The sequence below is a fragment of the Roseovarius pelagicus genome (assembly GCF_025639885.1).
Classification (GTDB): domain Bacteria; phylum Pseudomonadota; class Alphaproteobacteria; order Rhodobacterales; family Rhodobacteraceae; genus Roseovarius; species Roseovarius pelagicus.
Genome location: NZ_CP106738.1, coordinates 948161 through 971291 on the forward strand (window position 1 = coordinate 948161; position 23131 = coordinate 971291).

26 protein-coding genes and 1 tRNA gene are annotated in these 23131 nt (G+C 60.1%); 17 read left to right on the plus strand and 10 right to left on the minus strand.

Annotated elements, in window-relative coordinates:
- Positions 1-6 precede the first annotated feature (6 nt).
- The 3 genes from N7U68_RS05595 to N7U68_RS05605 form a co-directional block, all read right to left on the minus strand.
- Positions 7-1494 (minus strand): inorganic phosphate transporter, encoded by a 1488-nt coding sequence (locus tag N7U68_RS05595; protein ID WP_263048507.1) that lies wholly within the window; start codon positions 1492-1494, stop codon positions 7-9.
- An 80-nt stretch (positions 1495-1574) separates the two neighbouring features.
- Positions 1575-2036 carry an NUDIX hydrolase gene (locus N7U68_RS05600; RefSeq protein WP_263048508.1) on the minus strand — a complete coding sequence of 154 codons (462 nt, stop codon included), beginning with the start codon at positions 2034-2036 and terminating at the stop codon, positions 1575-1577.
- 102 nt (positions 2037-2138) lie between these two features.
- The gene (locus N7U68_RS05605) at positions 2139-2612 is read right to left on the minus strand and encodes a CoA-binding protein (RefSeq protein WP_263048509.1); all 474 of its coding nucleotides are present in this window, start codon (positions 2610-2612) and stop codon (positions 2139-2141) included.
- Positions 2613-2726: 114 nt separating this feature from the next.
- On the opposite strand from N7U68_RS05605, the gene N7U68_RS05610 reads away from it, so the two are divergent.
- Entirely contained in the window at positions 2727-3167 is a 441-nt protein-coding gene (locus N7U68_RS05610) for a YqfO family protein (RefSeq protein WP_263048510.1), read from the plus strand.
- A 226-nt stretch (positions 3168-3393) separates the two neighbouring features.
- On the opposite strand, the gene N7U68_RS05615 is transcribed toward N7U68_RS05610, so the two are convergent.
- Positions 3394-3723, minus strand: a complete 330-nt coding sequence (locus N7U68_RS05615) for a hypothetical protein (protein WP_263048511.1) — start codon at positions 3721-3723, stop codon at positions 3394-3396.
- Between the two features lie 27 nt (positions 3724-3750).
- The gene (gene rlmB / locus N7U68_RS05620; RefSeq protein ID WP_263048512.1) at positions 3751-4530 is read right to left on the minus strand and encodes a 23S rRNA (guanosine(2251)-2'-O)-methyltransferase RlmB; all 780 of its coding nucleotides are present in this window, start codon (positions 4528-4530) and stop codon (positions 3751-3753) included.
- A 131-nt stretch (positions 4531-4661) separates the two neighbouring features.
- On the opposite strand from rlmB, the gene N7U68_RS05625 reads away from it, so the two are divergent.
- From N7U68_RS05625 to N7U68_RS05630, 3 genes are all read left to right on the plus strand, one after another.
- A tRNA-Tyr gene (locus N7U68_RS05625) sits at positions 4662-4745 on the plus strand.
- Positions 4746-4927: 182 nt separating this feature from the next.
- Positions 4928-5350, plus strand: coding sequence for a DUF3604 domain-containing protein (locus N7U68_RS21040; protein ID WP_373322962.1), 423 nt, complete (start codon positions 4928-4930; stop codon positions 5348-5350).
- A gap of 179 nt (positions 5351-5529) precedes the next feature.
- Positions 5530-6492: a winged helix-turn-helix transcriptional regulator gene (locus N7U68_RS05630; RefSeq protein ID WP_263048513.1), complete on the plus strand. Its 963-nt coding sequence runs from the start codon at positions 5530-5532 to the stop codon at positions 6490-6492.
- Positions 6493-6495: 3 nt separating this feature from the next.
- Here the strand turns inward: N7U68_RS05630 and N7U68_RS05635 are convergent, their stop codons facing one another.
- The 4 genes from N7U68_RS05635 to N7U68_RS05650 are packed head-to-tail and all read right to left on the minus strand — an operon-like array spanning position 6496 to position 9834.
- Complete coding sequence (locus tag N7U68_RS05635) at positions 6496-7476, minus strand: branched-chain amino acid ABC transporter permease (RefSeq protein ID WP_263048514.1); 981 nt, start codon at positions 7474-7476, stop codon at positions 6496-6498.
- Positions 7477-8364: a branched-chain amino acid ABC transporter permease gene (locus N7U68_RS05640; RefSeq protein ID WP_263048515.1), complete on the minus strand. Its 888-nt coding sequence runs from the start codon at positions 8362-8364 to the stop codon at positions 7477-7479. It abuts the gene before it with no gap.
- A gap of 14 nt (positions 8365-8378) precedes the next feature.
- Entirely contained in the window at positions 8379-9083 is a 705-nt protein-coding gene (locus N7U68_RS05645) for an ABC transporter ATP-binding protein (RefSeq protein WP_263048516.1), read from the minus strand.
- Positions 9076-9834, minus strand: a complete 759-nt coding sequence (locus N7U68_RS05650; RefSeq protein ID WP_263048517.1) for an ABC transporter ATP-binding protein — start codon at positions 9832-9834, stop codon at positions 9076-9078. The genes N7U68_RS05645 and N7U68_RS05650 overlap by 8 nt, the downstream gene beginning before the upstream one ends.
- A 293-nt stretch (positions 9835-10127) precedes the next feature.
- Between N7U68_RS05650 and N7U68_RS05655 the strand changes: the two genes are divergently transcribed.
- The 13 genes from N7U68_RS05655 to N7U68_RS05715 all read left to right on the plus strand — a co-directional run bounded on the left by N7U68_RS05655 (position 10128) and on the right by N7U68_RS05715 (position 22187).
- Entirely contained in the window at positions 10128-11345 is a 1218-nt protein-coding gene (locus tag N7U68_RS05655; protein WP_263048518.1) for an ABC transporter substrate-binding protein, read from the plus strand.
- Between the two features lie 52 nt (positions 11346-11397).
- Positions 11398-11871: an SRPBCC family protein gene (locus N7U68_RS05660; RefSeq protein WP_165197409.1), complete on the plus strand. Its 474-nt coding sequence runs from the start codon at positions 11398-11400 to the stop codon at positions 11869-11871.
- Positions 11868-12635: an enoyl-CoA hydratase/isomerase family protein gene (locus N7U68_RS05665; protein ID WP_165197408.1), complete on the plus strand. Its 768-nt coding sequence runs from the start codon at positions 11868-11870 to the stop codon at positions 12633-12635. Before N7U68_RS05660 ends, N7U68_RS05665 begins: the two co-directional genes overlap by 4 nt.
- A gap of 1 nt (position 12636) precedes the next feature.
- Entirely contained in the window at positions 12637-13497 is an 861-nt protein-coding gene (locus tag N7U68_RS05670) for an FAD binding domain-containing protein (RefSeq protein ID WP_263048519.1), read from the plus strand.
- Positions 13494-13970, plus strand: coding sequence for a (2Fe-2S)-binding protein (locus tag N7U68_RS05675; protein ID WP_165197405.1), 477 nt, complete (start codon positions 13494-13496; stop codon positions 13968-13970). Before N7U68_RS05670 ends, N7U68_RS05675 begins: the two co-directional genes overlap by 4 nt.
- The gene (locus N7U68_RS05680) at positions 13967-14728 is read left to right on the plus strand and encodes an N-acyl homoserine lactonase family protein (RefSeq protein ID WP_263048520.1); all 762 of its coding nucleotides are present in this window, start codon (positions 13967-13969) and stop codon (positions 14726-14728) included. The genes N7U68_RS05675 and N7U68_RS05680 overlap by 4 nt, the downstream gene beginning before the upstream one ends.
- A complete protein-coding gene (locus N7U68_RS05685) occupies positions 14721-17105 on the plus strand; it encodes a xanthine dehydrogenase family protein molybdopterin-binding subunit (protein WP_263048521.1) in 2385 nt (794 codons plus the stop codon). Before N7U68_RS05680 ends, N7U68_RS05685 begins: the two co-directional genes overlap by 8 nt.
- Positions 17106-17109: 4 nt before the next feature.
- Positions 17110-17865 (plus strand): SDR family NAD(P)-dependent oxidoreductase, encoded by a 756-nt coding sequence (locus N7U68_RS05690; protein WP_263048522.1) that lies wholly within the window; start codon positions 17110-17112, stop codon positions 17863-17865.
- Between the two features lie 27 nt (positions 17866-17892).
- A complete protein-coding gene (locus N7U68_RS05695; RefSeq protein ID WP_263048523.1) occupies positions 17893-19437 on the plus strand; it encodes a class I adenylate-forming enzyme family protein in 1545 nt (514 codons plus the stop codon).
- A 7-nt stretch (positions 19438-19444) separates the two neighbouring features.
- Complete coding sequence (locus tag N7U68_RS05700; protein WP_263048524.1) at positions 19445-20605, plus strand: iron-containing alcohol dehydrogenase; 1161 nt, start codon at positions 19445-19447, stop codon at positions 20603-20605.
- Positions 20605-21036, plus strand: a complete 432-nt coding sequence (locus tag N7U68_RS05705) for an acyl-CoA thioesterase (protein ID WP_263048525.1) — start codon at positions 20605-20607, stop codon at positions 21034-21036. The genes N7U68_RS05700 and N7U68_RS05705 overlap by 1 nt, the downstream gene beginning before the upstream one ends.
- A gap of 247 nt (positions 21037-21283) precedes the next feature.
- Positions 21284-21628: a DMT family transporter gene (locus tag N7U68_RS05710; RefSeq protein WP_165197391.1), complete on the plus strand. Its 345-nt coding sequence runs from the start codon at positions 21284-21286 to the stop codon at positions 21626-21628.
- A 1-nt stretch (position 21629) separates the two neighbouring features.
- Positions 21630-22187, plus strand: coding sequence for a TetR/AcrR family transcriptional regulator (locus N7U68_RS05715; protein ID WP_263048526.1), 558 nt, complete (start codon positions 21630-21632; stop codon positions 22185-22187).
- A gap of 31 nt (positions 22188-22218) precedes the next feature.
- Here N7U68_RS05715 and N7U68_RS05720 read toward each other — a convergent pair whose 3' ends face one another.
- Positions 22219-23115, minus strand: coding sequence for an HAD-IIA family hydrolase (locus tag N7U68_RS05720; protein WP_263048527.1), 897 nt, complete (start codon positions 23113-23115; stop codon positions 22219-22221).
- Positions 23116-23131: the final 16 nt, after the last annotated feature.

Sequence of the window (23131 nt, forward strand, 5' to 3'; positions counted from 1 at the left end):
TCTGCCCTAGCCCAGAACCAGCGTGATCCCCCAGAAAATTGCCCCCGACAGCATGGCGGCGGCGGGCACGGTTACGATCCACGCCGCGATAATGGTCATAAAATGCGAGCGCCGCACCAACTTGCGCCGCCGTCTTTCTTCCTTGGAATACACCGCACGGTCCGGCATTGCTGCGCGCGCCTTCCTCAGCCGTCGTTCTGCGTCCCACTCGCGAAAGAACCCGACGCCGAACACACCGCCCACTGCGATGTGGGTCGAACTGACCGGCAGACCCAGCCAACTGGCCACAATCACCGTGATCGCGGCTGACAACGCCACGCAATAGGCGCGCATTGGGTTCAGCTTGGTAATCTGACCACCGACCATGCGGATCAGTTTCGGGCCGAATAGGAACAACCCGAAGGAGATGCCCATCGCACCGATGATCATCACCCAAACCGGAATACTGACATCCCCCATGAAGTCACCCGAGGCCGACGCCTGCACAATCGCCGCCAGTGGTCCCACCGCGTTGGCCACATCATTTGCCCCATGCGCAAAGCTGAGCAACGCCGCCGAGATTACCAGCGGAATGGCAAAGAGCGTCTTGAGCGATTTGTTGCGGTTCTCCAGCCCCCGAGACTGGCGGGCAATCAGCGGGATCATGACGATCCATGTAACCAGTCCGATACCCAGCCCCACCAGCAGCGACGTCCCCAAGTCAATCGAATGCACCCGCTTCAATCCCTTGAGTACCAGATAACTGGCAAAGGCCCCCGCCATGATTCCGATCAGTATAGGAACCCAGCGCCGCGCCGCCGCGATCTTGTCATCACGGTAGATGATCCGCGACTTGATCAGCCACAAGAAAGCTGCCGCGATAATCCCCCCTAACACGGGCGAAATAACCCAGCTGGCGGCGATCGCACTCATCGTGGACCAGTTGACCGCAGCGAACCCAGCCGCAGCAATGCCTGCGCCCATCACGCCACCAACGACACTATGCGTGGTCGAAACCGGTGCCCCGATCCAAGTCGCCAGATTGACCCATAATGCCGCCGCCAACAGCGCCGCCATCATCGCCCAGATGAACACCGAGGCCGTCGCCATGCTTTCAGGTGCGATGATGCCCTTGGCAATGGTCGAGACGACATCGCCCCCGGCGATCAAAGCGCCGGCACTCTCGAAAATGACAGCAATCGCAATGGCGCCGCCCATTGTTAACGCATTCGCACCAACCGCGGGGCCCATGTTGTTGGCGACATCATTTGCCCCGATATTCAGGGCCATATAGGCCCCGAGGCACGCAGCGATAACCACGATCAGCGTGTTATTGGCTTGTCCCAGAAACAGGGCTGCCGCCAGACCCGCCAAGATAACGAAAACCAGCGCCAGCCCCGGCCCCACAATCGGCCGCGACACATAGCTGGTCGCAAGCTCAAGATTGGAGTATCGCTCCAGATCGCGATCGAGCGTTTCCAGATGGCGAGGGTCATTATCATTGGCAGCGCGCATATCGTTGCTTCCCAAGGTCCAAGTGCGTAGGCAAATGCCCGTGTCGATAATGGGTTAACCGCCGACACGCACAGAATGTTTCAGGTCATATCGCGCAAGATAGATTTCAATTCCGGCTCGTTCACCAATTCCGCCGCGACACGCGGCTTCATCCATTGGCGGCGGCGTTCATGCGCTTCGGGAAACCGTGTCTCGATCTCGTCCACCGAGACGGAATAAACCAATGTCTCTACTGGGACGGCCAGTCCAGCCGGCATGATCTTATCATAACTGTAGCTGCCAATCGGGCCGTCATTTGCGGCAATACCCCGCACGCCCGCTTCTTCCCATGCCTCCTGCAAGGCCGCTTCTGGCGAGTTAAGCCCCCGGATTGGCCAGCCCTTGGGAATGATCCAGCGACCGGTGCCCCGGCTCGTCACCAGCAGCACTTCAGCGTTGTCACCGACACCGCGGTGACACAGCGCTGCAACCTGCAGGCGCTTGGGACGCTGGAACATAGGGCGCACGTAGTCACCCCACGCCGCCGAAAGAAATCTGATCATGCTGATAGTGCTCAATTATTCTGCTCGCCTGAGCACAGAGATAGCGTCTAAAGCCGCAAATTGCAAATTTGGACAAAGAACGCGCTACCATCGCGCCCAGCATCACAATTTCGAAGAGATCACGCCGGTATTGAAACCGCCCATGCGCAACTCGCCAAAGAGCCGCTGATATTCGATCTTGGGACATCGGTTCATCACCACGTCAACGCCACGCGCGCGCGCCACCTCTGCCGCTTCGGCATGCACCACCCCGATCTGCATCCAGATCGTCCGCAGATCAGGGAACTGAGACAGCGCCTCGTCCACGATGGGCGGTACGTGTTCTGACCGGCGAAAAATATCGACCATATCCACGTCGCCCTCAATCTCGTGCAACGCGCCCACGACAGTTTTACCAAACAGCGACTTGCCAACATGACCGGGGTTGACCGGAATTACGTCAAACCCCTTAAGCGTCAGATAACGCGCAACATAATAGCTGGGACGCACCTCATTCATCGACACGCCCACCACAGCGATGCGCCGGGTACGGGTCAGAATATCCTTCAGGAATGCGTCGCTATCGGTCTCTTCCATACTCGGCACCCTAATCGCTTCCACGACATGCGCAAGTATCCGCGATCTCCTGCCAGATTGCTGTCAGCAGACCTGGATTAAAAGGCTCGCGATATCCCAGATAGGAGAGAGACCATGACAATTCTGCAAACCGGGTTTGAAACCGCACCAATCAGTATGTTGCCGATGTGGCAAGTTGCATTTCAGGCCCCGGTCGAGGACGTGGATCGTATTTTCGATGCTATCGTCGCCGTATACCCCCTGCCTCAGGGCAAAACCGACCGCAACGGATACCGTGCGCCCAGCGGGCAGGAATACTATCGCCCGCGCGCGGGAACACCCACAGGCGCCGAGGAGGAAACGCGCCACCGTCCCGGCGTCGACGAGATGCGGTTTTTCCTGCCCCGCGACGAAGCCACGCTGCGTCAGGTAATCGAGGCAATCTATGCCGTACACAGCTACTACGAGCCAGTCATCACCGTGACCGAAGTTCTACGCAGCCTGTGCAAAGGTCTGGATGATCAGCACAACCCGCATCGCTGGTGGAACAAGAGCGGCGACTGGAAAACAGACTGACCGGCGATGCTACAGGCATATCTCCAGAAAAAAGCGCCCAAGGGGGACCTTGGGCGCCAGTCGCGGAACGAGGGACAGTGAAGTGAAGCAGCGCAGTTCCAACTCGCCGCCTCTGGGATGTATTTAGGTACCCTGAGCAACTTAAAAAGACATTGTAATAGAGGTGTGAACATCGCGCCGGAAATTGAAACATTTCCGGCCTGAAACGCGTCATATGACATCAATTTCAGTCAAATACATCCTCTAGCGTGTCCCACACCTCCTCGATCGCCTCTCGGATGAAGTGCATGCCCGAATTTCTGCGCTTGGAACCGCGCCCATGCTTGTCCGCATGATGTACAGAATCACGCTTGGCCTTATCCCGCTTGTGTCGCCGGGCCTCGAACGCGGGATAAATGGTACGCAGATCGCGTGTCGCGCCACCGCCGACAGGCATTGCCTTCATTTCCCGCAAGGGCGCACCACATGCCGCACAGGACAGCTCATGGCGCCCCTCCGAACGGATCACGAGCGCGGCGCGGGTCCCACAGTAACAACAGGTCGCGATTTTCGGCATGTTTCCCCGGCTTGTCGCGCCCGGATCCTACCGGGCCTGTGAAGCATATAGGGCCACCGCCGCCGCGTTCGAGACATTGAGTGAACCAAAACCGCCGGAAAAGTCGATCCTTACCAATCTGTCGCAGGTTTCGCGGGTTTTCTGGCGCAGGCCCGGCCCTTCGGCCCCCAGCACCAGCGCCACGGGCCGGTCACGCAAGCCTTCCAGCGCCGTCTCGATCGTTGCCTCAGCCTCGCCATCCAGTCCCAGCACCAGATATCCCATCGCTTGCAATTGCACGATGGCATCACTGAGGTTGCGCACCTGCACATAGGGTTGGCGCTCCAACGCGCCGCTGGCGGTTTTGGCCAATGCGCCAGTTTCGGGTGCGGAATGGTGGCGCGGGGCTATGACCGCACAGGCACCGAACACCTCGGCAGAGCGCAATATCGCGCCGACGTTATGCGGATCAGTCACCCGGTCCAGCAAAACCACACGCGGCGGGCGCTGCCCATCGCCCAAACACAACGTGGCCAGATCCCCCCAATCCAATGGCTTGACCTCCAGCGCAGCCCCCTGATGCACCGACTGCGGATCAATCGGCGCAGTGAACTTGCGCGCGTCAGCAACCTCTGGCGTCATCCCCGAAGCGACGATGGCCTCATCCAGCTTGGTCTGGGCGTTCAACGTCACGATAAGTCGCAGTTTTTCACGCGCGGGATTGACCAGCGCGTCACGTACGGCATGCAGCCCGAACAGCCACACGGTCTCTGCCGCCGCTGCCTTTTTGGCCTGCTCCTTGTCGATGACCCACCGGGGTTTTTTCATTGCGCGCCTCGTTCCCTACCGTTAACGCCGCTTAATGCGCGCAGGTCACCGTGCGTGCAAGGCATTTTCCGGTTGACGGGTCCGATGCCCGCTCGTAATAACCGCCCACGTCCGGGGCACGCTCCGGCAGTGGGCGACAGGCCGCAAGGTGTGGCAGGGGACTGTAACTCCCTCGCGGAGACGCACGCCTGGTTCGATTCCAGGGTCGCCCACCACTCAATCCTCCTTACACCACTGCATCCACGCGGATTCTGATCTGTGTTTGTTTTTCCGTGAGCCGTGGGGTGAGATAACGACGGGGATCTCCAGAATCGCCTGGCGCAGCCTCCAAAAATCACCCGACAATTTCTTTAAAATAGCGGAGACGGGTTGGGTCGCAGGTCAGCCCGGATGAGGCGTGCCTCTTGCCAAGGGCAATGAAATCACGGACTCCAGCGGCCAACAGGTCAGACTGTCGCGTGCACAGGATTTTCTGGCCGTTACGGACCACCCCGGCAACGTGGTTTTCTCCCGAAACTGCTCGCGGACGCGCCACCGATGCTTGCCAATCCTAGAGCAAAGCGCCGAAGCATTGATCAAGAGCCTTCCAGCCGTCAACGTCATAGAGCCAGAAGTGCTATCCGAAACTACACTCCCTGAGCGCAGGGGGCACCCAACCACAGCTAATGCCATTCAACCGATCACGGAAAACGTCAACCGCAGGCCGCCAGCAGCAAGAGAGAGTTTGGCTCATCTGGTTGCTCTTTTATGCGGCTCGCTGTCTGTGATCCAAACGGCACGTTTCGAGGCCCTCTCGTTTAACAGGCCCTCGTTATCGTGAAATGGCTTCGCCTCATCCGAAGTAGACGTCACTGGCGGGTGTACCGTTGTTCAGCCTTCCGCGACGCGACAACGCGCTTTGCATACGGTGCGCAGGGGTCGTAAGATGGCTCTTCAAATTTACGGATCGTCAGGCAGTCGAAAACCGGCGCCGGGTCATTTCTGGAATACCATGATCAAATGAATGCGCCGACCAAGAAACCACGCCAAGCGACGCTGGAGCGAAACTGTTCGGTGCGCAGCACCGTCGAGATTGTTCTCGACAGCTGGTCGTTCCTGATCATTCGCGAGGCATTTTTCGGTGTCCGGCGTTTCAGCGGATTCCAAGAGCGTTTGGGCATCCCGCGCCAGACACTGACGACGCGCTTAATGGCCCTTGTCGAAAACGATATTTTCGTGCTCGGACGCAAAGAAGGAGAACCAGGGAGGCAGTATTTCTTTACGGAGCGTGGCAAGGATCTGTTTCAGAGCATGTTGTCGCTGATGGAATTTGGCGATAACTGGCTGCGTGGCAATGATGAACCGCCACTTCAGATGATCCACACCCTCTGCGGCCAGCACGTGCATCCGATCACGGTCTGTTCAGAGTGTTTGGAGCCGGTCGAGACCCATGACGTTCATTTTCGCGATGGACCGGGCGCGGGGTATTCCGTCGCCACGTCCCGACAGGCCACGCGGCGCAGTGCGGATCCCAATGTTCTGCAACGCGTGCGCCCGTGTTCCGTCGCACGATCCTTGGCGATCATCGGCGACAGATGGAGCTTTCTTGTCCTGCGAGAAGCATATTTTGGCGTCCGCCGCTATGATGAGATGCGCGAGAAACTGGCAATCGCATCTAATGTTCTGGCGGACCGATTGGCACGACTGGTAGAGGCTGGCGTATTTGAAAAGGTGCCGTATGGTCCCGGTGCCGGTCGATCAGAATATCGGTTCACGCAAAAGGGTCGCGCACTCTATAAGCCGATGATCGTGATGATGGCCTGGGGGGACCGCTGGCTGAATCCCGGTGCAGCGCCGTTACGGCTACGGCACCGGGCATGCGGTCAGGACTTCACGCCATTGGTGGTGTGCAGCGGTTGCAAACAGCCCCTGAACGCGCATGAGACAGAGTATGAATTGCGTTACGATCTCACTGTACTCTGAGGCTCAGCTCTGACGATCCCGATCCAGCAAGGCGATGATTCTCGCCCGCGTTTCGCCCCATAATCCGCGCCGAAACAACATCACGCACAGCATAAAGATAACGCCTATCACCAGAGAAACAGGAAGCCCGCTGGTGGTCAGGAAATGCTCCAGCGCCACCACGAATGCTGACCCGATGATCGGCCCAGAGAATGTGCCCAAACCGCCGATCAAGGTCATCAGAACCACCTCGCCCGACAGGTGCCAAGAGACATTGTTGAGTGCGGCCAGTTGGAATGACAGCACCTTCAATGATCCGGCCAGACCAGACAGCCCCGCCGACAACACCAAAGCGATCAGCTTGTAGCGCGCCACATCAAGACCGAGCGACACCGCGCGTGGCTCGTTTTCGCGAATCGCAGCCAGCACATGCCCGAACGGCGAATGCACGAAGCGCCAGATCGCCATAAGGCCGAGAACCACAAGCACAAGCACGACATAGTACATCGTGCGAATTTCGCTGAGATCAATCAAACCAAACAGCATCCCGCGCGGTACGGACTGGATGCCGTCTTCACCGTTGGTAAAGGGCATCTGGACTGCTAGGAAGTAAATCATTTGCGCCAGAGCCAGCGTGATCATGGCGAAATATATGCCATAACGCCGAATTCCGATCAGCCCAAAGATCAGCCCCAGCAACGCGGCAAACCCCACGCCCAGCAGCACCGCCAACTCGAACGGCAGCCCCCATGCCTTGGCCGCATGGGCGGTGACATAGGCCGCGCCGCCGAAAAACGCCGCATGCCCCAGCGACAACAAGCCTGCGTAGCCCAGCACCAGATTCAGAGCCGATGCAAACAGCGCCAGACAGAATACGTTCATCAGAAACAGCGGATAAACTGCAAATGGCGCCGCCAGTAGCCCGATGGCCAGCCCGGCCAACGCGCCCCATTTCAGCCACGGCCGGTTCAGTGTGATGAGTGTCGATGTTAAAAGAGTGGTCATTTACGCCTCCCGTCCGAACAAGCCCGCGGGACGGACAATCAATACCAGAACCATCACGACAAAGATCACGATGGTCGAAGCCGAGGGATAAAACGTCTTGGTCAACCCCTCGATCACCCCCAGCCCCAGCCCGGTCAGGATTGACCCGCCGATAGAGCCCAGACCGCCAATGACGACCACAGCAAAGACGACGATGATCAGGTTCGCCCCCATGCCCGGGCCAACCTGATAGATTGGCGCGGCCAGAACTCCGGCGAATCCCGCCAGCCCGACACAAAACCCATAGGTCAGCGTCAGCAGCAGCGGCACGTTGATTCCGAATGCGGTCACCAGCGACGGGTTTTCGGTCGCCGCGCGCAGCCAAGCGCCCAACCGCGTTTTTTCAATGACCAGCCAGACCAGCAGACACACAGTGACAGAGGCGAGGATGACCCACGCGCGATAGACCGGCAGGATCATGAATCCCAGCTTGAATATCCCGGTCAGCGCCTCTGGCACAGGGTACGGTTTACCAGCGGAACCATAGATGTAGCGAAACAGCCCCTCCATCGCCAACGCCAGCCCAAAGGTGAAGAGCAGCGAATATAGGTGGTCCACCCGATAGAGATGTCGCAACGCCAAACGCTCGACCGCCACCCCCACGGCACCCACCACGATCGGCACGATAATGAGTGCGGCCCAGTAATTCAGCCCCAGTTGCGACAGGCACAGCCATGTCACGAATGCGCCAAGCATGTAAAAGGCACCATGGGCAAAGTTGATGACGTTCAGCATCCCGAAAATAACGGCCAGCCCGAGGCTGAGAACCGCATAGAATGACCCGTTGATAAGCCCCAACATGATCTGTCCTAACAGGACCACCACGGGCACGCCAAAAATGTCAGGCATGTATTTCCTCCCAGTCAGACGCCGAGATAGGCGTCGATGCGCGACATATCTGCCATGAGCGCGTCATTGGTAAATTCATCCACGATGCGACCCTGCTCCATTACGTAATGGCGGTCGGCATTCGCGGTGGCGAAGCGGATATTCTGTTCAACCAGAATGATCGTGAGGCCCATCGACTTGAGCGTGCCCAGCGCGCGGGAGATGTCATCGACAATCACCGGCGCCAGCCCTTCGGTCGGCTCGTCCAGCAGGATGAAATCCGCGCCCGTGCGCAGGATGCGGGCAATCGCCAGCATCTGTTGCTCGCCGCCCGACAGGCGTGTGCCGATGGTCCGATCGCGCCCCTTGAGATTGGGAAACAGATCGTGAATATCGGCGATGCTCATCCCGCCAGGGCGGGTGATGGGCGGCAGCAGCAGGTTTTCCGCCACACTCAGCGACGAGAATATGCCGCGCTCCTCGGGCACGTACCCCAATCCCAGACCGGCCACACGATGCGGCGGCGTTGCCAGCAGATCATGTCCATCCAGCTTGGCGGTCCCCTTGCGCTGACGCGCCACGCCCATCAGGGCGCGCATGGTGGTCGTCTTGCCGGCACCGTTTCTGCCCAGCAGCGTGACGACCTCACCCCGGTTTACATGAAAATCGGCACCGTGCAGGATATGGCTCTCGCCGTACCAGCTGTGCAGGTCCTCTACGCTCAGACGACGCTCAGTCATGGCTGCCCCCGATATAGGCTTGGCGGACTTCAGGATCAGCCGAGACGGTATCATAGTCCCCTTCGGCAATGATCTCGCCGCGCCGCAGGACGGTTATTCGGTCCGAAATATCAGCAACCACCGACAAATTATGCTCGACCATGACCACGGTGCGCCCCTTGGCGACCCGCTGAATCAACTGGGCTGTTCGCTGGATATCCTCCTGCCCCATACCAGCCATGGGCTCATCCAGCAGGATCACCCGCGGTTCCATTGCCAGCGTCGTCGCCAGTTCCAGTGCGCGCTTGCGTCCGTAGGGCAATTCAACCGCGATCCGCTGCGCGTAGGGCTCCAGCCCGACATCCGCCAAAAGAGAATCCACAGCGTCATCATACTTGCTCAGCCCGCCGTCGGACTTCCAGAAACCAAAGGTTTCCGCGTGCTTCGATTGCAAGGCCACGCGAACATTCTCATGCACGCTGAGATGTGGGAAAACCGATGAAATCTGAAACGACCGCACCAGCCCTCGACGCGCCAATGACGCTGGACGCGCTTTGGTAATATCTTGGCCGTCATAAAAAATCTGCCCCGCGCTGGGGGCCAGAAACCGTGTCAGCAGGTTGAACAAGGTGCTCTTGCCCGCCCCATTAGGCCCGATGAGGGCGTGAAGCATGCCGGAGCGAACTGTGAAATTCACGTCGCTCACGGCCACGAAACCGCTGAATTCCCGCGTCAGACCGCGCGTCTCCAATATTGCCGGATGGCTATCCATTGCCCCCCCTTGTCTCCTGCGGGACCGCCAAGTTTGCGCGGGCCGCAGATATTTTTCTAACGTTTGCCTTGACGAACCTACCCGCAGTAAGTCTAATAGTGCAAGTTAAATATTAAAACTAACGATGAACGATAATCACTGGGAGGCGCCTACCGCAACTCTATATCTCTATAATATAGAATCTAATCGCTCATATGTACGCACGAGAAGCCTAAAGTATTTCAAGTACCTCCGGCTATAAGTTCATTAGAGCAATTCACTAAACGCCGATCTTCGGCATCAGGGAGGACGACATGAAGAAACGAATCACAACACAGATACTGGGTGGAGCTATCGCAGCCACGCTGGCGGCAGCGCCGGGCTTTGCCGCAGACGGTCAAGTGAAGATCGGGGTGCTGACCGACATGAGCGGACAGTTCAGCCACGAATCCGGACAAGGCGCCGTCACCGCCATCGAAATGGCTGTCGAGGATTTTGGTGGCTCCGTGCTCGGCAAGCCAATCGAAGTGCTTGTCGGTGACCACCAGAACAAGCCCGAAATCGCGGCAGCCACTGCACAAGAGTGGTATGAGGGAGAGGGCGTCACACTGATCGGGAACCTCATCAACTCGGGCATTGCGCTGTCCGTCGCGCAGATCGCAGCCGACAAGAAGGGCATCGCCATCGTCACCGGTTCAGGGTCTTCTCGGATCTCTGGCGCAGGCTGCACCCCCAATTCAATCCACTACGCCTATGATACTTTTGCACTCGCCAACGGCACTGCGAACGAGTTGGTCTCGCAAGGCAAAAAAAGCTGGTTCTTCTTGACTGCCGACTATGCGTTCGGTCACGCGCTCGAGGGTGACGCCTCGGCCATCGTCGGCAAGGCAGGCGGAGAGGTCGTGGGCAACGTACTCTACCCGATCGAAACCTCGGACCATTCAGCCTTTATGCTTCAGGCTCAGGCGTCACCGGCTGACGTGGTTGCGATCGCCGGTTCCGGCACGACCTTTATCAACGCGGTGAAATCCGCGCGTGAATTCGGTCTGGCCGACACCGGCAAACTGACCGCCGGCTTGCTGGTCTGGCTGACCGACGTCAAAGCGCTGGGGCTGGATGCGGCGCAGGGCATGATCCTGACGAACGCATTCTATTGGGATCAGGACGACGAAAGCCGTGCCTTTGCCGAACGCTTCAAAGAGCGGATGGATGTGATGCCGCACATGGGGGATGCGGGCGATTATTCCTCGACACTGCATTATCTCAAGGCAGTCGAGGCCGCAGGCACCACCGAAGCGCAGGCCGTCATGGCCAAGATGCGTGAAATGCCGATCGACGACTTCTTTGCGAAAGGCGGACACATCCGCGAGGACGGTCGGATGGTGCATGACATGTATGTTTATCAGGTCAAGACACCCGAAGAATCGACCGGCGACTGGGATGTTTACAAACTGGTCCAGACGATCCCCGGCGATCAGGCCTTCCGCCCCCTCTCCGAAAGCGAGTGCCCGCTGGTGAAGACCGCGGACTAAAACCACTACGCCGGGGCAATCGCGCCCCGGCGTTCATCGAACGGATAATACCATGAAACTGCAAGACAGCGTCACACTCCCCTGCGACCGGGCGACCGCCTGGGCCGCGCTAAATGATCCTGATGTACTGCGCCGGTGCATTCCGGGCTGCGAAGTGCTGGAGCAGGACGCCCCCGACCATCTGCGCGCCAAGGTCGTGCTGAAGGTCGGACCGATAAAGGCGCGCTTTGCCGGCGACGTCACCTTGACTGACATCACCCCCCCCCAAAGCTATGTGCTGACCGGTGAAGGCAAAGGCGGCGTGGCCGGGTTTGCCAAGGGATCGGCCCGTGTGTGGCTGGACGAGGTGGCACCGCAGGAAACTGTTCTGAATTATGATGCGTCTGCGGATGTGGGCGGCAAGCTGGCGCAACTGGGGTCACGACTGCTGGATTCCACCGCACAAAAGCTGGTGCGACAGTTTTTCGACAGTTTCCGCGCGTGTGTCTCGCAAACCGACGCGGATGCTGTGGCGGCGAAACCATGAGCGATATCGAAATCAGCCGCGAGGACGACATCGCCGTGGTGACGATTAACCGCCCTGCCCTGCGCAATTCCGTGACCTACAGGATGTGGCGTGACTTTGGCGATGTGTTCGCCACATTATCCGCCGATCGTGATGTGCGTGCGATCCTGCTGACAGGTGCAGGCAGTGATTTTTCCGCCGGGGCCGATATTGCCGAGTTCGCCACCGTGCGCGACGATCCGGACAAGGCCAAGGACTACGAGGTTGCTGTCGATTATGGCTGCGCGGGCATCACCCATGCGGCCAAACCTGTCATCGCGGTGAACTGCGGCTACACTTTGGGCGGCGGCGCGCATCTGGCAATGTCCGCAGATTTTCGGTTTGTCCACACAGACGCCCAATTCGGCATTCCGGCGGCGCGGCTCTCTATCGTCTATGGCGTTCAGGCAACGCGCAAACTGTTGTCTCTGGTCGGGCTGACCAATGCCAAGCGCATCCTGTATTCGGGCGAACGCTTTGATGCACGCGCGGCGCTGGACATGGGCTTTGCCGATCGTGTCTGCGATGACCCGATGGCCCAGGCGATGGCGTATGCCCGGTCGCTGACTGACGTTGCCCCCCTTTCGCAGGGCGGCGCAAAATACATCCTGAACGGCGCGGCGCTCGGCACATTTGACGCGGGACATGCAGACGCGCTCATCGACGCTGCCGCCGCCAGCCACGATTACGGCGAGGGCCGCGCCGCGTTTGCTGAAAAACGCGCACCTCGTTTCAAGGGATGCTGAGATGAAACCGGCCCCCTTTGAATATCTCCGCCCCGCCACGCTGAACGACGCGATTGCGGCACTGGACCATGACGACGCCAAGATCATCGCGGGCGGGCAGAGCCTTGTTCCAATGATGAATTTCCGGCTGGTCACACCGGAACGGCTGGTGGACATCAACGACATATCTGAACTCGCTGACATCACCATGTCCGGGAAAACGCTACAGATCGGCGCGCTGGTCCGCCATGTTCAGGCCGCGCGCGACCCGGATTTGGCCCGGCATCTGCCCGTGGTGGCCGAAGCGATGGCGCATGTCGCCCACATGGCCATCCGCAATCGCGGCACCATCGGCGGCTCACTGGTCCATGCCGATCCGTCCGCGGAATGGCCTCTGCTTGTGCGTCTGCTGGATGGCACACTGGAGATACTCGGCCCCGATGGGATGCGCAGCGCCGCACCCAGAGATTTTTTTATCGCGCCACTCGTCACCGATCTGACCGAAGATGAAGTGCTAACCGGTGTGACTCTGCCGATACCCGAGGCTGGAACCGGCATGGCCTTTGACGAGGTTGCTTTGCGTGCGGGGGATTTTGCCGTGGTTTCGTGCGGCGCAACTCTGACACTGAAAGCTGGCCGCATCACCAGTGCCCGTCTGGCCTTTGGCGGCCTCGGCGATACGCCGCTGCGACTGCCCGAGATTGAGGCAGCACTGATCGGTCAAGCCCCCGATGACATTGCCGGGATCGTCGCGAATTGCGCCGACTCGTTGGAGCCGAACGAGGACATGCATGCCTCTGTGGCGTACCGCAAACGGCTGGCACCGGTACTGGCGCGCCGGGTGCTGGAACGCGCCGCAGACCGCGCAGGAGGAACGACATGATAAACATCACACTCACCGTCAATGGCATGAAAGTGACCGAACAGGCCGAGCCCCGCATGCTGGCCAGCGATTTCCTACGCGATGTGCTGGGGCTAACCGGCACGCATGTCGGGTGCGAGCATGGCGTTTGCGGGGCCTGTACGATCCGGCTGAATGGCACCACCGCCAGATCCTGCCTGTTGTTCGCAGCACAGCTCGAAGGAGCCGACATTATGACAGTCGAGGGGCTGGGATCACCTCGCAAAATGCACCGCATCCAAGAGGCGTTCCGCAAACATCATGCGTTGCAATGCGGATTTTGCACCCCCGGCTTTCTGATGACGGTGGCCGAGATACTGGAAACCGAAACATTGGCGAGCGACGCTGATATTCGCGAGGCGTTGTCGGGCAATCTATGTCGCTGCACGGGGTATGAGCACATCATCCGCGCCGTGCGCGATCTGGTGAATGAAAGAGATGGGATAGCGGCATGAAAATGCATGTACTGGATGGTGGACGGTTGCGGATGCGGCGGCGCATCTACGTCCCTGACGCCGACAAGACCGAGATGATCGAACTGCCCGTCATGGCGATCCTGTTTCGCCACCCGGATGGCAATGTGCTGTTTGACACCGGTTGTCATCCTTCCGTGTCAGAGGATGCCGAGGCGCGCTGGGGCAAACTGGCCAATGTGATGACGCCGATCGGGGATCATTCCGCCAATGTCATTGACAGCCTTGCAGCGCAGGGTCTGTCGCCCGACGATATCGACGTGGTCGTGAATTCGCATTTCCATCCCGATCATTGCGGATGCAACGAATTCTTTACCGGCGCACGTTTTATCGTCCACGAGGCAGAGCTTGACGCCGCCCGTGCCGACGATGCTGCCGCGCAGGGCTACATGCCGCAGGAATGGGATCATCCCATGCCGATGGATACCGTCGCCGAAGGCCACGACGTCATGGGCGATGGGCGACTGATTTGCATACATCTTCCGGGCCATACACCGGGGCTGATGGGGCTGATGGCGGTGCTGGAACAGACCGGGCGCGTGCTCTGCGTCTCTGATGCCGTCAGTCTGCGCCGCAACCTAGATCACGACGAGGTGCCCAAGAACGCAGGCGATCCGGCGGCGCTGTTGGCATCCTACGCCCGCATCCGTGCGTTCGAGGCTGAGGGCGCGATGGTGATCTGCGGCCATGACGACGCCCAATGGCAGAGCCTGCGCAAAGGGAGCGACGGGTATGAATGAGCCCACCCGCAGCGTCCCGGCAGAAATCACCCGCCCGAAATACATCGGCGAAAAGGTCAAGCGCCTAGAGGATCCGCGTCTCTTGACCGGCGCGGGACGCTATGTTGCCGATATCCGTATGAACCGGATGGTGCATCTGGCCTTTGTTCGATCCGATCAGGCCCATGCCCGCATCCTGAGCGTCGATGCCGACGACGCACGCGCCATGCCCGGTGTGATCGCTGTCTTCACCGCAGAGGATTTCGCCTATATTCCCGACCTCTCCGCGCCATCGCGGATGAAAGATTACCACGCCACCCATTGCCCGGTTCTGGCCCGTGATGTCGTACGCTATGTGGGGGAACCGGTGGTCGTGGTCGTGGCGCGCGACAGATACGTGGCCGAAGACGCCGCAATGCAGGTCACGGTCGATTACGATACGATCGACGCGACCTCGGATCCTGTCGAGGCGATAAAGCCCGGCGCGGTCGCGCTGCATGACACTGTCCCCGGCAATCTGGTTCTGGAACGGACGTTCGCCACCGGCGACGCGCCCGCCGACATCGCCGCCGCTCCGCATGTGGTCGAGGGTCGGTTTCGTCTGCGCCGCAAATCACCGCTGGCCATCGAAAACCGCGCCTATGTCGCGGATTACGACCGCGGTCGGGACGCGATAACGCTGTACGGCTCGACCCAGGTCCCCGGTGTCGTCCGCGATGAACTGGCGCGGCTGCTGGATCTGCCCGGCAACCGGCTTCGCGTCGTCGCACCCGATGTGGGCGGCGGTTTCGGCGGCAAAGGATCGGTCTATCCCGAAGAGGTCATCGTGACCGCCCTCGCCCGGCAACTCGAACGCCCGGTCAAGTATGTCTCGGACCGGTTGGAGGATCTGACATCCACCAGTCAGGGCTTTGATGAGATCGTCGAGGCGCGGCTGGGCTTTGACACCGAGGGGCGGTTTCTGGCGTTGGATGCTGAAATCATCGGTGACATCGGGGCCTACTCGATCACCCCTTGGACTGCCGCGCTGGAGCCGGTCCAAGTGGCCAGCTTCTTGCCCGGCCCCTATCGCACCCCCGCCTATCGCGGGCGGGTCCGGGGCGTATGCACACCAAAACCGCCAACCGGCCCATATCGCGGTGTCGGACGTCCGATGGCAGTGTTCGCGCTGGAACGGCTGGTGGACATGGCCGCAGCAAAGCTGGGGATGGACCCGGCAGAAATCCGGCGGCGCAATCTGGTACGACCTCAGGATTTCCCCTTCCGCATCGGGTCCGGTATCCGCTGGGATCACTCCGGTTTTGCCGAATGTCTGGAAAAGGCAGTCGAGGTCGCCGATATCACCGGTTTTCGCGCCCGTCAGGCCAAGGCGCGCACCGAGGGGCGCTGGCTCGGTCTGGGCATCGGTACCTATGCAGAACTGACCGGGATCGGATCGCGTATCGCCGTGGCCCCCGGCATGCCGATCAATACCGGAGCCGAGACAGCGTCGGTTCGTATCGACGCGACAGGAAGCGTGACGGCCGTATTTGCCACGGCCTCGCATGGGCAGAGTCTCGAAACCACGCTGGCGCAGATCGTGGCCGAAGAGTTGGGCGTGCGCCCCGCCGATGTCACGGTTGTGCAGGGCGATACCGGCACCACGGCGCATGGCACTGGCACCTATGCCAGCCGTTCGGCTGTGATTGGCGGCGGCGCGGCCATCGTCACGACGCGCACACTGCTGAAAAAGGTCAAGCGGGTGGCGGCCCGATTGTTCGATGTGACCCCCGAAGAGGTTGAGACCGGGAATGGCGAAATTTACGTCCCCGAAACCAACCACCGCATCGGCTTTGGTGATCTGGCGCGCGCGGTCTATTCCGACATGACCACCCTGCCGATGGAGGCGCGCGAGGTGCTGGAGGCGCAAGGGAATTACGATCCCTTCCTAGGCACCACCACCGCGGCCACCCACATCGCCGAGGTCGAGATTGATGCCGAAACGCTGGCAATCCGACTGACCCGGTTCCTCGTCGCCGAGGATTGCGGGCGGATGATCAACCCAATGGTCGTGGACGGACAGGTGCATGGTGGCGTTGTGCAGGGCATTGGCGTGGCGCTGCTGGAAGAGCTGCATTTCGATGAGGCAGGACAATTGTTGTCGGCCAGCCTCGCCGACTACCTCGTGCCGACCTCGGCAGAGGTGCCCAAGTTGGAAGTGCACCACCTTGAAACCGAACTGCCTGACAACCCCGGCGGGTTCCGCGGCATGGGCGAAGGCGGCACCATCGGTGCCCCTGCTGCCATAGCCAACGCCGTTGCCGACGCTGTGGCACATCTGGGACTGGGCATAAACGAACTTCCGATCACACCGAGCAAACTGAACCGGTTGATCGCAGATAATCAAAAAACGGAGTAACAACATGAATTTCGGACTGACCGGCCGCGTGGCCCTTGTAACGGGTGGCGGGCGCGACACCGGCGGAGACATCGCCCGCTCTTTGGCGGCAGAGGGTGCCATCGTCGCGGTAAACTATCGCAGCTCGGCGGACGAAGCGGCCGCCGTCGTGACGGATATCGAGGCGGCTGGCGGAACCGCCAAGGCCTATCAGGCCGACATCTCCGACTATGATCAGGTCAAGACGATGGTCGCGGCCATCGTTGCAGACCACGGCAAGGTCGATATTCTGATCAATAACGCGGGTTATGTGAAATACGGTAGATTTGTCGACTCGACCCCCGAAGACTGGAAGGCACAGATGGATGTCTGCCTCTATGGCGCGATCCATTGTTGCCATGCTGTCGCGCCGCACATGATCGATAACAACTGGGGGCGCATCATCAGCCTGATCGGTGACAGTTCTCGCATCGGCGAGGCAAACCTGTCGATGGCCGCTGCAACCCGTGCAGGAACCGTGGCGCTCGGAAAATCGCTGGCGCGCGAGATGGGACGCAACAATGTCTGCGTCAATGCCGTCTCGCTGGGGCTGGTCCAAACGGCGCATTCGGATGCCGAGTTTCTGGAAAAGAATATGGAAAAGATCGTGCGCGCCTATCCGCTGCGCCGTATCGGTACACCAGATGACATCGCGCCCCTTGTGACGTTTCTCGCCTCTGATCAAGCATCATGGATCACCGGGCAGGTCATCAGCGCCAATGGCGGTTTCAGCATGGTCTGATTGCAGACCAATTAGGGAGGAAACAACATGATCCGCACTGACCTGATCGCCCCGCTGGCCGAGCTTTTGCCCCGACAGGCGGCGGCCTATCCAGACAAGGTGGCGTTCGATGACCGGCATCGCGCCATCACCTATGCCGCCCTCGCAGCAGAGGTCGCGGCGCTGGCCAGCCAGTATCGCGCGATGGGGCTGGAGCCGGGCGGCGCGGTTGGCGTCTGGCTGCCCAATTCCGTCGATTGGATCGTCTCGGTTCTGGCCGCGATCCGCGCGGGCGGCATCGCGGTGCCGATCGCCTATGATGCCCGGCAGGATGAAATGGCTTACCGCGTCGCAGATGCGGGTGTGGGCATTTTCATCACGCGCAGCGAAAAAGCGGGCGCGCTGGCCGATCTGGGTGGCGCAGTGCCCGATGTCACAATTCTGGCTGACGACGACCCAAACGCAGAACGGCCCGATTTGCGGGCGCTGTGCGCCGAAGCCGCTGTGGGTATCACGCTACCACCCGACGATATCGACGCAACGTCGATGATCGTCTACACCTCTGGCACAACCGGCAAGCCCAAGGGTGTCATGCTGACGACGCGCTCGATGCTCTGGGTCAACGCGGCCTGTTGGGCATCCGTGGTCGGGCTGGGTCCTGACGACCGGGTGTTGTCACCACTGCCGCTGTTTCATTCCTACGCACTCAATTTTTCGGTTCTGTCGATCATCGCCACCGGTGCCAGCGAATACGTCATGGAACGGTTCTCGCCTCGCGAGGCGATGGACCTGCTGGAACAGGGCAACTTTACCATCATGCCGGGCGTTCCGACCATGTTTCATTACCTGATGCTGGCCGCAAAGGAGGAAGGCCGGAACCCCTTCCATTCGGTGCGCCGCTGCGTGTCTGCCGGCGCGATCATGCCCGCATCGCTGAACGACGCGTTCGAGGACAGCTTCGGCATCGAACTGCTCGATGGGTATGGCATCACGGAAACCTCCACCATGGTCACGATGAACTGGGCCAATGCGGCGCGCGTACCGGGCTCTTGCGGACTGCCTCTGCCGGGCCTTGCCGTGCGGTTGGTCGACAGCGACGACAACGACGTGCCGTTCGGGGATGAGGGCGAGCTGATCGTGCGCGGCCCCAACGTCATGCAAGGCTATTATGGCAAACCCGAGGCGACTGAAGCCGCATTAAAGGCAGGATGGTATCGTACCGGCGATCTCGCCCGGTCAGACGCATCGGGCTATCTGACCATCACCGGCCGGCTCAAGGAGCTGATCATCCGGGGCGGCCAAAACATCGCGCCCGCCGAAGTCGAGGATACAGTTCAGAAACTGGCCGGTGTGCGCGATTGCGCCGTCGTCGGCATCCCGCACGAAACATTGGGCGAAGTACCAGTCGCCTTTGTCGTACCGGAGGCCGAAATGCCCACCTTGCAAGCCGTCAAAGATTTTTGCGCGCGAACGCTGTCAAACTATAAACTGCCGCATGATGTCGTCGCAGTGTCCGAGATTCCCCGGACTGGCTCTGGCAAGATCATGCGCTTTCGTTTGCGTGACGGCTATACCCAACCCGAAAATGCCTGAGGACCTTATGCAACCATTCATATTCAACACCACGAAATCACTCGTTTTTCGCTCAGGTGCCTCGGCTGAACTGGCCGAAATCGCGGGGACGACGCTGGGGACGGACGTTCTGTTCATCACCGATCCAGGCCTGCGCAAACTGGGACTGTGCAATGGTGCTCTGGCGTCGCTTGAGGCGGCGGGTATCACCGTAACTGTGTTCGATCAGGTCGAGGCCGACCCCTCTCGTGCCACGCTCGAAGCGGCGACCGCCGCAGGAGGTGCGGCGCAGGTGACGGGCGTCATCGGTTTCGGCGGCGGATCGTCGCTGGACGTGGCCAAGGTTGCGGCGCTGCTGCTCGGATCAGGCGAGAATCTGGACGGCGCATGGGGCGTTGGACAAGCTCGCGGACCGCGCCTGCCACTTGTGCTGATCCCAACCACCGCCGGCACCGGCAGCGAGGTCACACCAGTGTCCATCATTACCGTCGGGGCCGAGGAAAAGCGCGGTGTTTCCACGCCTATCCTGCTGCCCGACATCGCCATTCTGGATTGCGACCTGACGCTGGGTCTGCCTGCCCCGATTACTGCCGCGACGGGTGTTGACGCGATGGTACACGCAATCGAGGCTTATGCCTCGACCAATGCCAATAACAATCCGCTCAGCAAAATGCTCGCCCGCGAAGCGTTGCGCCTCTTGGGGACCAATATAGAAACCGTCGTCGCGGAACCCGGCAATGCCGAGGCGCGTGGCGCGATGCTACTGGGGTCCATGCTGGCCGGTCAGGCCTTTGCCAACTCGCCGGTTGCTGCCGTGCATGCGCTGGCCTATCCAATCGGCGGCACGTTTCATGTCCCGCACGGGCTGTCAAACGCGCTGGTTTTGCCGCATGTGCTGCGGTTCAACGCGCCCGTCGCCTACGGCGCCTATGCCGAGATCGCCGCCGACGCCTTTCCCCATCTGGCAGAGATCGAAGGCAGGCAGGCGCGCTGCGCCGCCTTTATCGATGCACTGGCCGACCTGTCCCAACGGTTGGGCATGCAGACGCGCCTGCGCGAAGTCGGCATCCCCGAAACCGCGCTGAACAAGATGGCCTCAGACGCGATGCTCCAGACCCGGTTACTGGTGAACAATCCGCGCGAAATGTCAGAGCAGGACGCACTGGCAGTCTATCGGGCGGCGTGGTGATGGCAGACCCCCGCGCGACCCGCGCCGACTATCGCGTCTTTCGCCAGATCACGACGCGCTGGATGGACAATGACGTTTATGGCCACATGAACAACGTGGTGCATTATTCGCTGTTCGATACTGCGGTGAATGGCTGGCTGATCGAAGGAGGACTGCTTGATCCGAAAACCAGCGACAGCTTTGGCCTCGTCGTGGAAACCGGCTGTAAATATTTCGCTGAGATGGGCTTTCCGGACACGGTTCATGCAGGTCTGAGGATCGGGCATCTCGGGTCCACGTCGGTTCGGTTTGAAATCGGCCTGTTCCGCAATCACGAACCAGCGGCCTCGGCCGAAGGGTTCTTTGTCCATGTCTATGTCGACCGGACCACGCGCCGCCCAAGTGCGATCAGCGGTCGCCGCCGCAGTGCTTTTGACGCGCTTATGACCTGACCGGGACTGCGCACCGCGCGGACTGCCCCCCTTCTCCAACAGCAGCGTTCGGAATGGTCGCGACGGCGCAGATACGCCACGCTGCTCCGCCCTTTTCCGGCTTGCGACGTTCTCTTCTGGTGCCGTGATCCGACACGCATAATCACCTGAAAACAAAATCATGCGCGAGGCTCCGTGTGTTTCATCCCTTCCAAAGAAACCAAACGTTCGGTATCTAACGGGCATCACAGGATCAAGAGGCCGAATCATGAACCCGATCTTTACAGCTTACGCAGCACTCGCGACGGCCATCGTCTGCGAGGTGACCGGAACGTCGCTCCTTCAGCGATCAGAGCAATTCACGCGCGCGCTCCCCACCATCGGCATGATCGTATGCTTCGCCGCATCGTTGTTTTTTCTTTCGCTGGCACTCAGAGCCATCCCGCTTGGTGTTGCATACGCGATTTGGGGCGGCCTCGGGATCATTCTGACAAGCATCATCAGCGTAGTCGTTTTTCGTTTCACGCTGGATGTCTGGGCAATCGTGGGTATCGGCTTGATCGTTTCCGGCGTACTTGTAATGAACCTGCTGTCCAACAGCGCAACACACTGACATGAAAAACCTCTACCATCGCAAAAAACAGCCCGAGACCGTGCGCCGCGCCCTGTTGGATCAGGCTGCTCGTCTCGCTGTCGAGCAAGGTATGGCAGCCGTCACAGTTCAGGCCGTCGCAGATGCCGCGGGCGTCACAAAGGGGGGGCTGACCCACCACTTCCCCAACAAACAAGCGTTGATCGAGGCCGTGTTTCAGGACTTGCTGAATGATCTGGAAAACAGCCTTCATACGCGCGCGCAGGCCGATCCGACGCCGCAGGGGTCATTTACCCGCGCTTACGTAATCGAAATCTTTGATATGGATCCCAATGAAAAAGGCGGGCTGTTGTCGGCTCTGTCGGTGTTATTGCTCGTTGATCCCAGGCTCCGTACGATGTGGGCAGAATGGTTCGACACATGGCTCGACAAAGGTCAGCACACCGATGGCAGCATGGATCTGGCGGTCGTCCGCTTGGCCGTTGACGGTGTCTGGCTTGCCGATCTGTGCGGGCTATCACTGCCTGATCGGGCGCAGTTGCGTGACAAGTTGATTCTTGCGACCTACCCCGAGACCTGAGCGCGATCCTGCCTGAACATGGCTCGCCGCATCAAATCCGGCCCAACTGCCAATCCGCATGAATGCCGGAACGTGCGCAGAACGCCGCGATATCGGCCCCTGCAAACAATCCGTCTTGCGTGACCAGCACCGATTGCCAGCCTGCCGCACGGGCGCCCAGAATATCGGTATGCAATGAATCGCCACACATCGCGATCCGCTCTGCTGTGACACCGTCCAGCGTTGCGCTGACCATGGCAAAGACGTCGCCGAAGGGTTTGCCATAGAAACTGACCACGGCCTGTGTCCGGTCTGCGATCAAATGGCCAAAATACCCCGGTTCCAGCGAAAACCCGTCATCGCGTGGCGCGACCAGATCGGCATTCGCAATCAGCACCGGTCTGGGGCGATGGATCAGCGCGGCTTCCAGCTTGGCCTGACGGGCCGGGTTCCAGTCCGCAGCCGACAGGAACAGAACGCCGTCGACGGCATCATAATCCGCCACTTCGTCGCCCAATCGGGTGACGGTGCCCGGCACATCGCCCAGTGCATCCCCTTTGGCTGCAATCACGCCCCAGTGGTGTGGTCCGGCGGCAGTCAAAGCGGCCTCGCGGCTGGTGATGATTTCATCATCGTGCAGCGTCATGCCCAGCCGTTTGAACTTGGCGATGGCCCCGGCACGGTCATAGCTGGCGGCATTGGTCAATACGCGGATCTGGCAGCCAGCGGCGCGCAAATGGTCCAGCCGTTCTGCTGCGCCCGGTATTGGGGTTTCACCGACATTCAGCACCCCGAACGCATCGAACACAAAGACATCCACGCGGTCTGTGATATCCATCAACGACCCGATGGCTTGATTGCGCCCACATCCCGACGCCACAGGCAATCGGTCACGGATCGCTTCGTATCGGTCAAAGACAGAGGATGTGTCCTGTAGCTCTGTGGTCATAGTCGGTCCTGTGCCT

Coding starts and splice junctions, on each gene's coding strand:
- N7U68_RS05720 (WP_263048527.1), bottom strand. CDS start 23,115: ATGACCACAGAGCTACAGGACACATCCTCTGTCTTTGACCGATACGAA.
- N7U68_RS05670 (WP_263048519.1), top strand. CDS start 12,637: ATGAAACCGGCCCCCTTTGAATATCTCCGCCCCGCCACGCTGAACGAC.
- N7U68_RS05595 (WP_263048507.1), bottom strand. CDS start 1,494: ATGCGCGCTGCCAATGATAATGACCCTCGCCATCTGGAAACGCTCGAT.
- N7U68_RS05715 (WP_263048526.1), top strand. CDS start 21,630: ATGAAAAACCTCTACCATCGCAAAAAACAGCCCGAGACCGTGCGCCGC.
- N7U68_RS05655 (WP_263048518.1), top strand. CDS start 10,128: ATGAAGAAACGAATCACAACACAGATACTGGGTGGAGCTATCGCAGCC.
- N7U68_RS05635 (WP_263048514.1), bottom strand. CDS start 7,476: ATGACCACTCTTTTAACATCGACACTCATCACACTGAACCGGCCGTGG.
- N7U68_RS05710 (WP_165197391.1), top strand. CDS start 21,284: ATGAACCCGATCTTTACAGCTTACGCAGCACTCGCGACGGCCATCGTC.
- N7U68_RS05645 (WP_263048516.1), bottom strand. CDS start 9,083: ATGACTGAGCGTCGTCTGAGCGTAGAGGACCTGCACAGCTGGTACGGC.
- N7U68_RS05600 (WP_263048508.1), bottom strand. CDS start 2,036: ATGATCAGATTTCTTTCGGCGGCGTGGGGTGACTACGTGCGCCCTATG.
- N7U68_RS05700 (WP_263048524.1), top strand. CDS start 19,445: ATGCAACCATTCATATTCAACACCACGAAATCACTCGTTTTTCGCTCA.
- N7U68_RS05675 (WP_165197405.1), top strand. CDS start 13,494: ATGATAAACATCACACTCACCGTCAATGGCATGAAAGTGACCGAACAG.
- rlmB (WP_263048512.1), bottom strand. CDS start 4,530: ATGAAAAAACCCCGGTGGGTCATCGACAAGGAGCAGGCCAAAAAGGCA.
- N7U68_RS05695 (WP_263048523.1), top strand. CDS start 17,893: ATGATCCGCACTGACCTGATCGCCCCGCTGGCCGAGCTTTTGCCCCGA.
- N7U68_RS05605 (WP_263048509.1), bottom strand. CDS start 2,612: ATGGAAGAGACCGATAGCGACGCATTCCTGAAGGATATTCTGACCCGT.
- N7U68_RS05650 (WP_263048517.1), bottom strand. CDS start 9,834: ATGGATAGCCATCCGGCAATATTGGAGACGCGCGGTCTGACGCGGGAA.
- N7U68_RS05615 (WP_263048511.1), bottom strand. CDS start 3,723: ATGCCGAAAATCGCGACCTGTTGTTACTGTGGGACCCGCGCCGCGCTC.
- N7U68_RS05665 (WP_165197408.1), top strand. CDS start 11,868: ATGAGCGATATCGAAATCAGCCGCGAGGACGACATCGCCGTGGTGACG.
- N7U68_RS05705 (WP_263048525.1), top strand. CDS start 20,605: ATGGCAGACCCCCGCGCGACCCGCGCCGACTATCGCGTCTTTCGCCAG.
- N7U68_RS05690 (WP_263048522.1), top strand. CDS start 17,110: ATGAATTTCGGACTGACCGGCCGCGTGGCCCTTGTAACGGGTGGCGGG.
- N7U68_RS05640 (WP_263048515.1), bottom strand. CDS start 8,364: ATGCCTGACATTTTTGGCGTGCCCGTGGTGGTCCTGTTAGGACAGATC.
- N7U68_RS05610 (WP_263048510.1), top strand. CDS start 2,727: ATGACAATTCTGCAAACCGGGTTTGAAACCGCACCAATCAGTATGTTG.
- N7U68_RS05630 (WP_263048513.1), top strand. CDS start 5,530: ATGAATGCGCCGACCAAGAAACCACGCCAAGCGACGCTGGAGCGAAAC.
- N7U68_RS05685 (WP_263048521.1), top strand. CDS start 14,721: ATGAATGAGCCCACCCGCAGCGTCCCGGCAGAAATCACCCGCCCGAAA.
- N7U68_RS05660 (WP_165197409.1), top strand. CDS start 11,398: ATGAAACTGCAAGACAGCGTCACACTCCCCTGCGACCGGGCGACCGCC.
- N7U68_RS05680 (WP_263048520.1), top strand. CDS start 13,967: ATGAAAATGCATGTACTGGATGGTGGACGGTTGCGGATGCGGCGGCGC.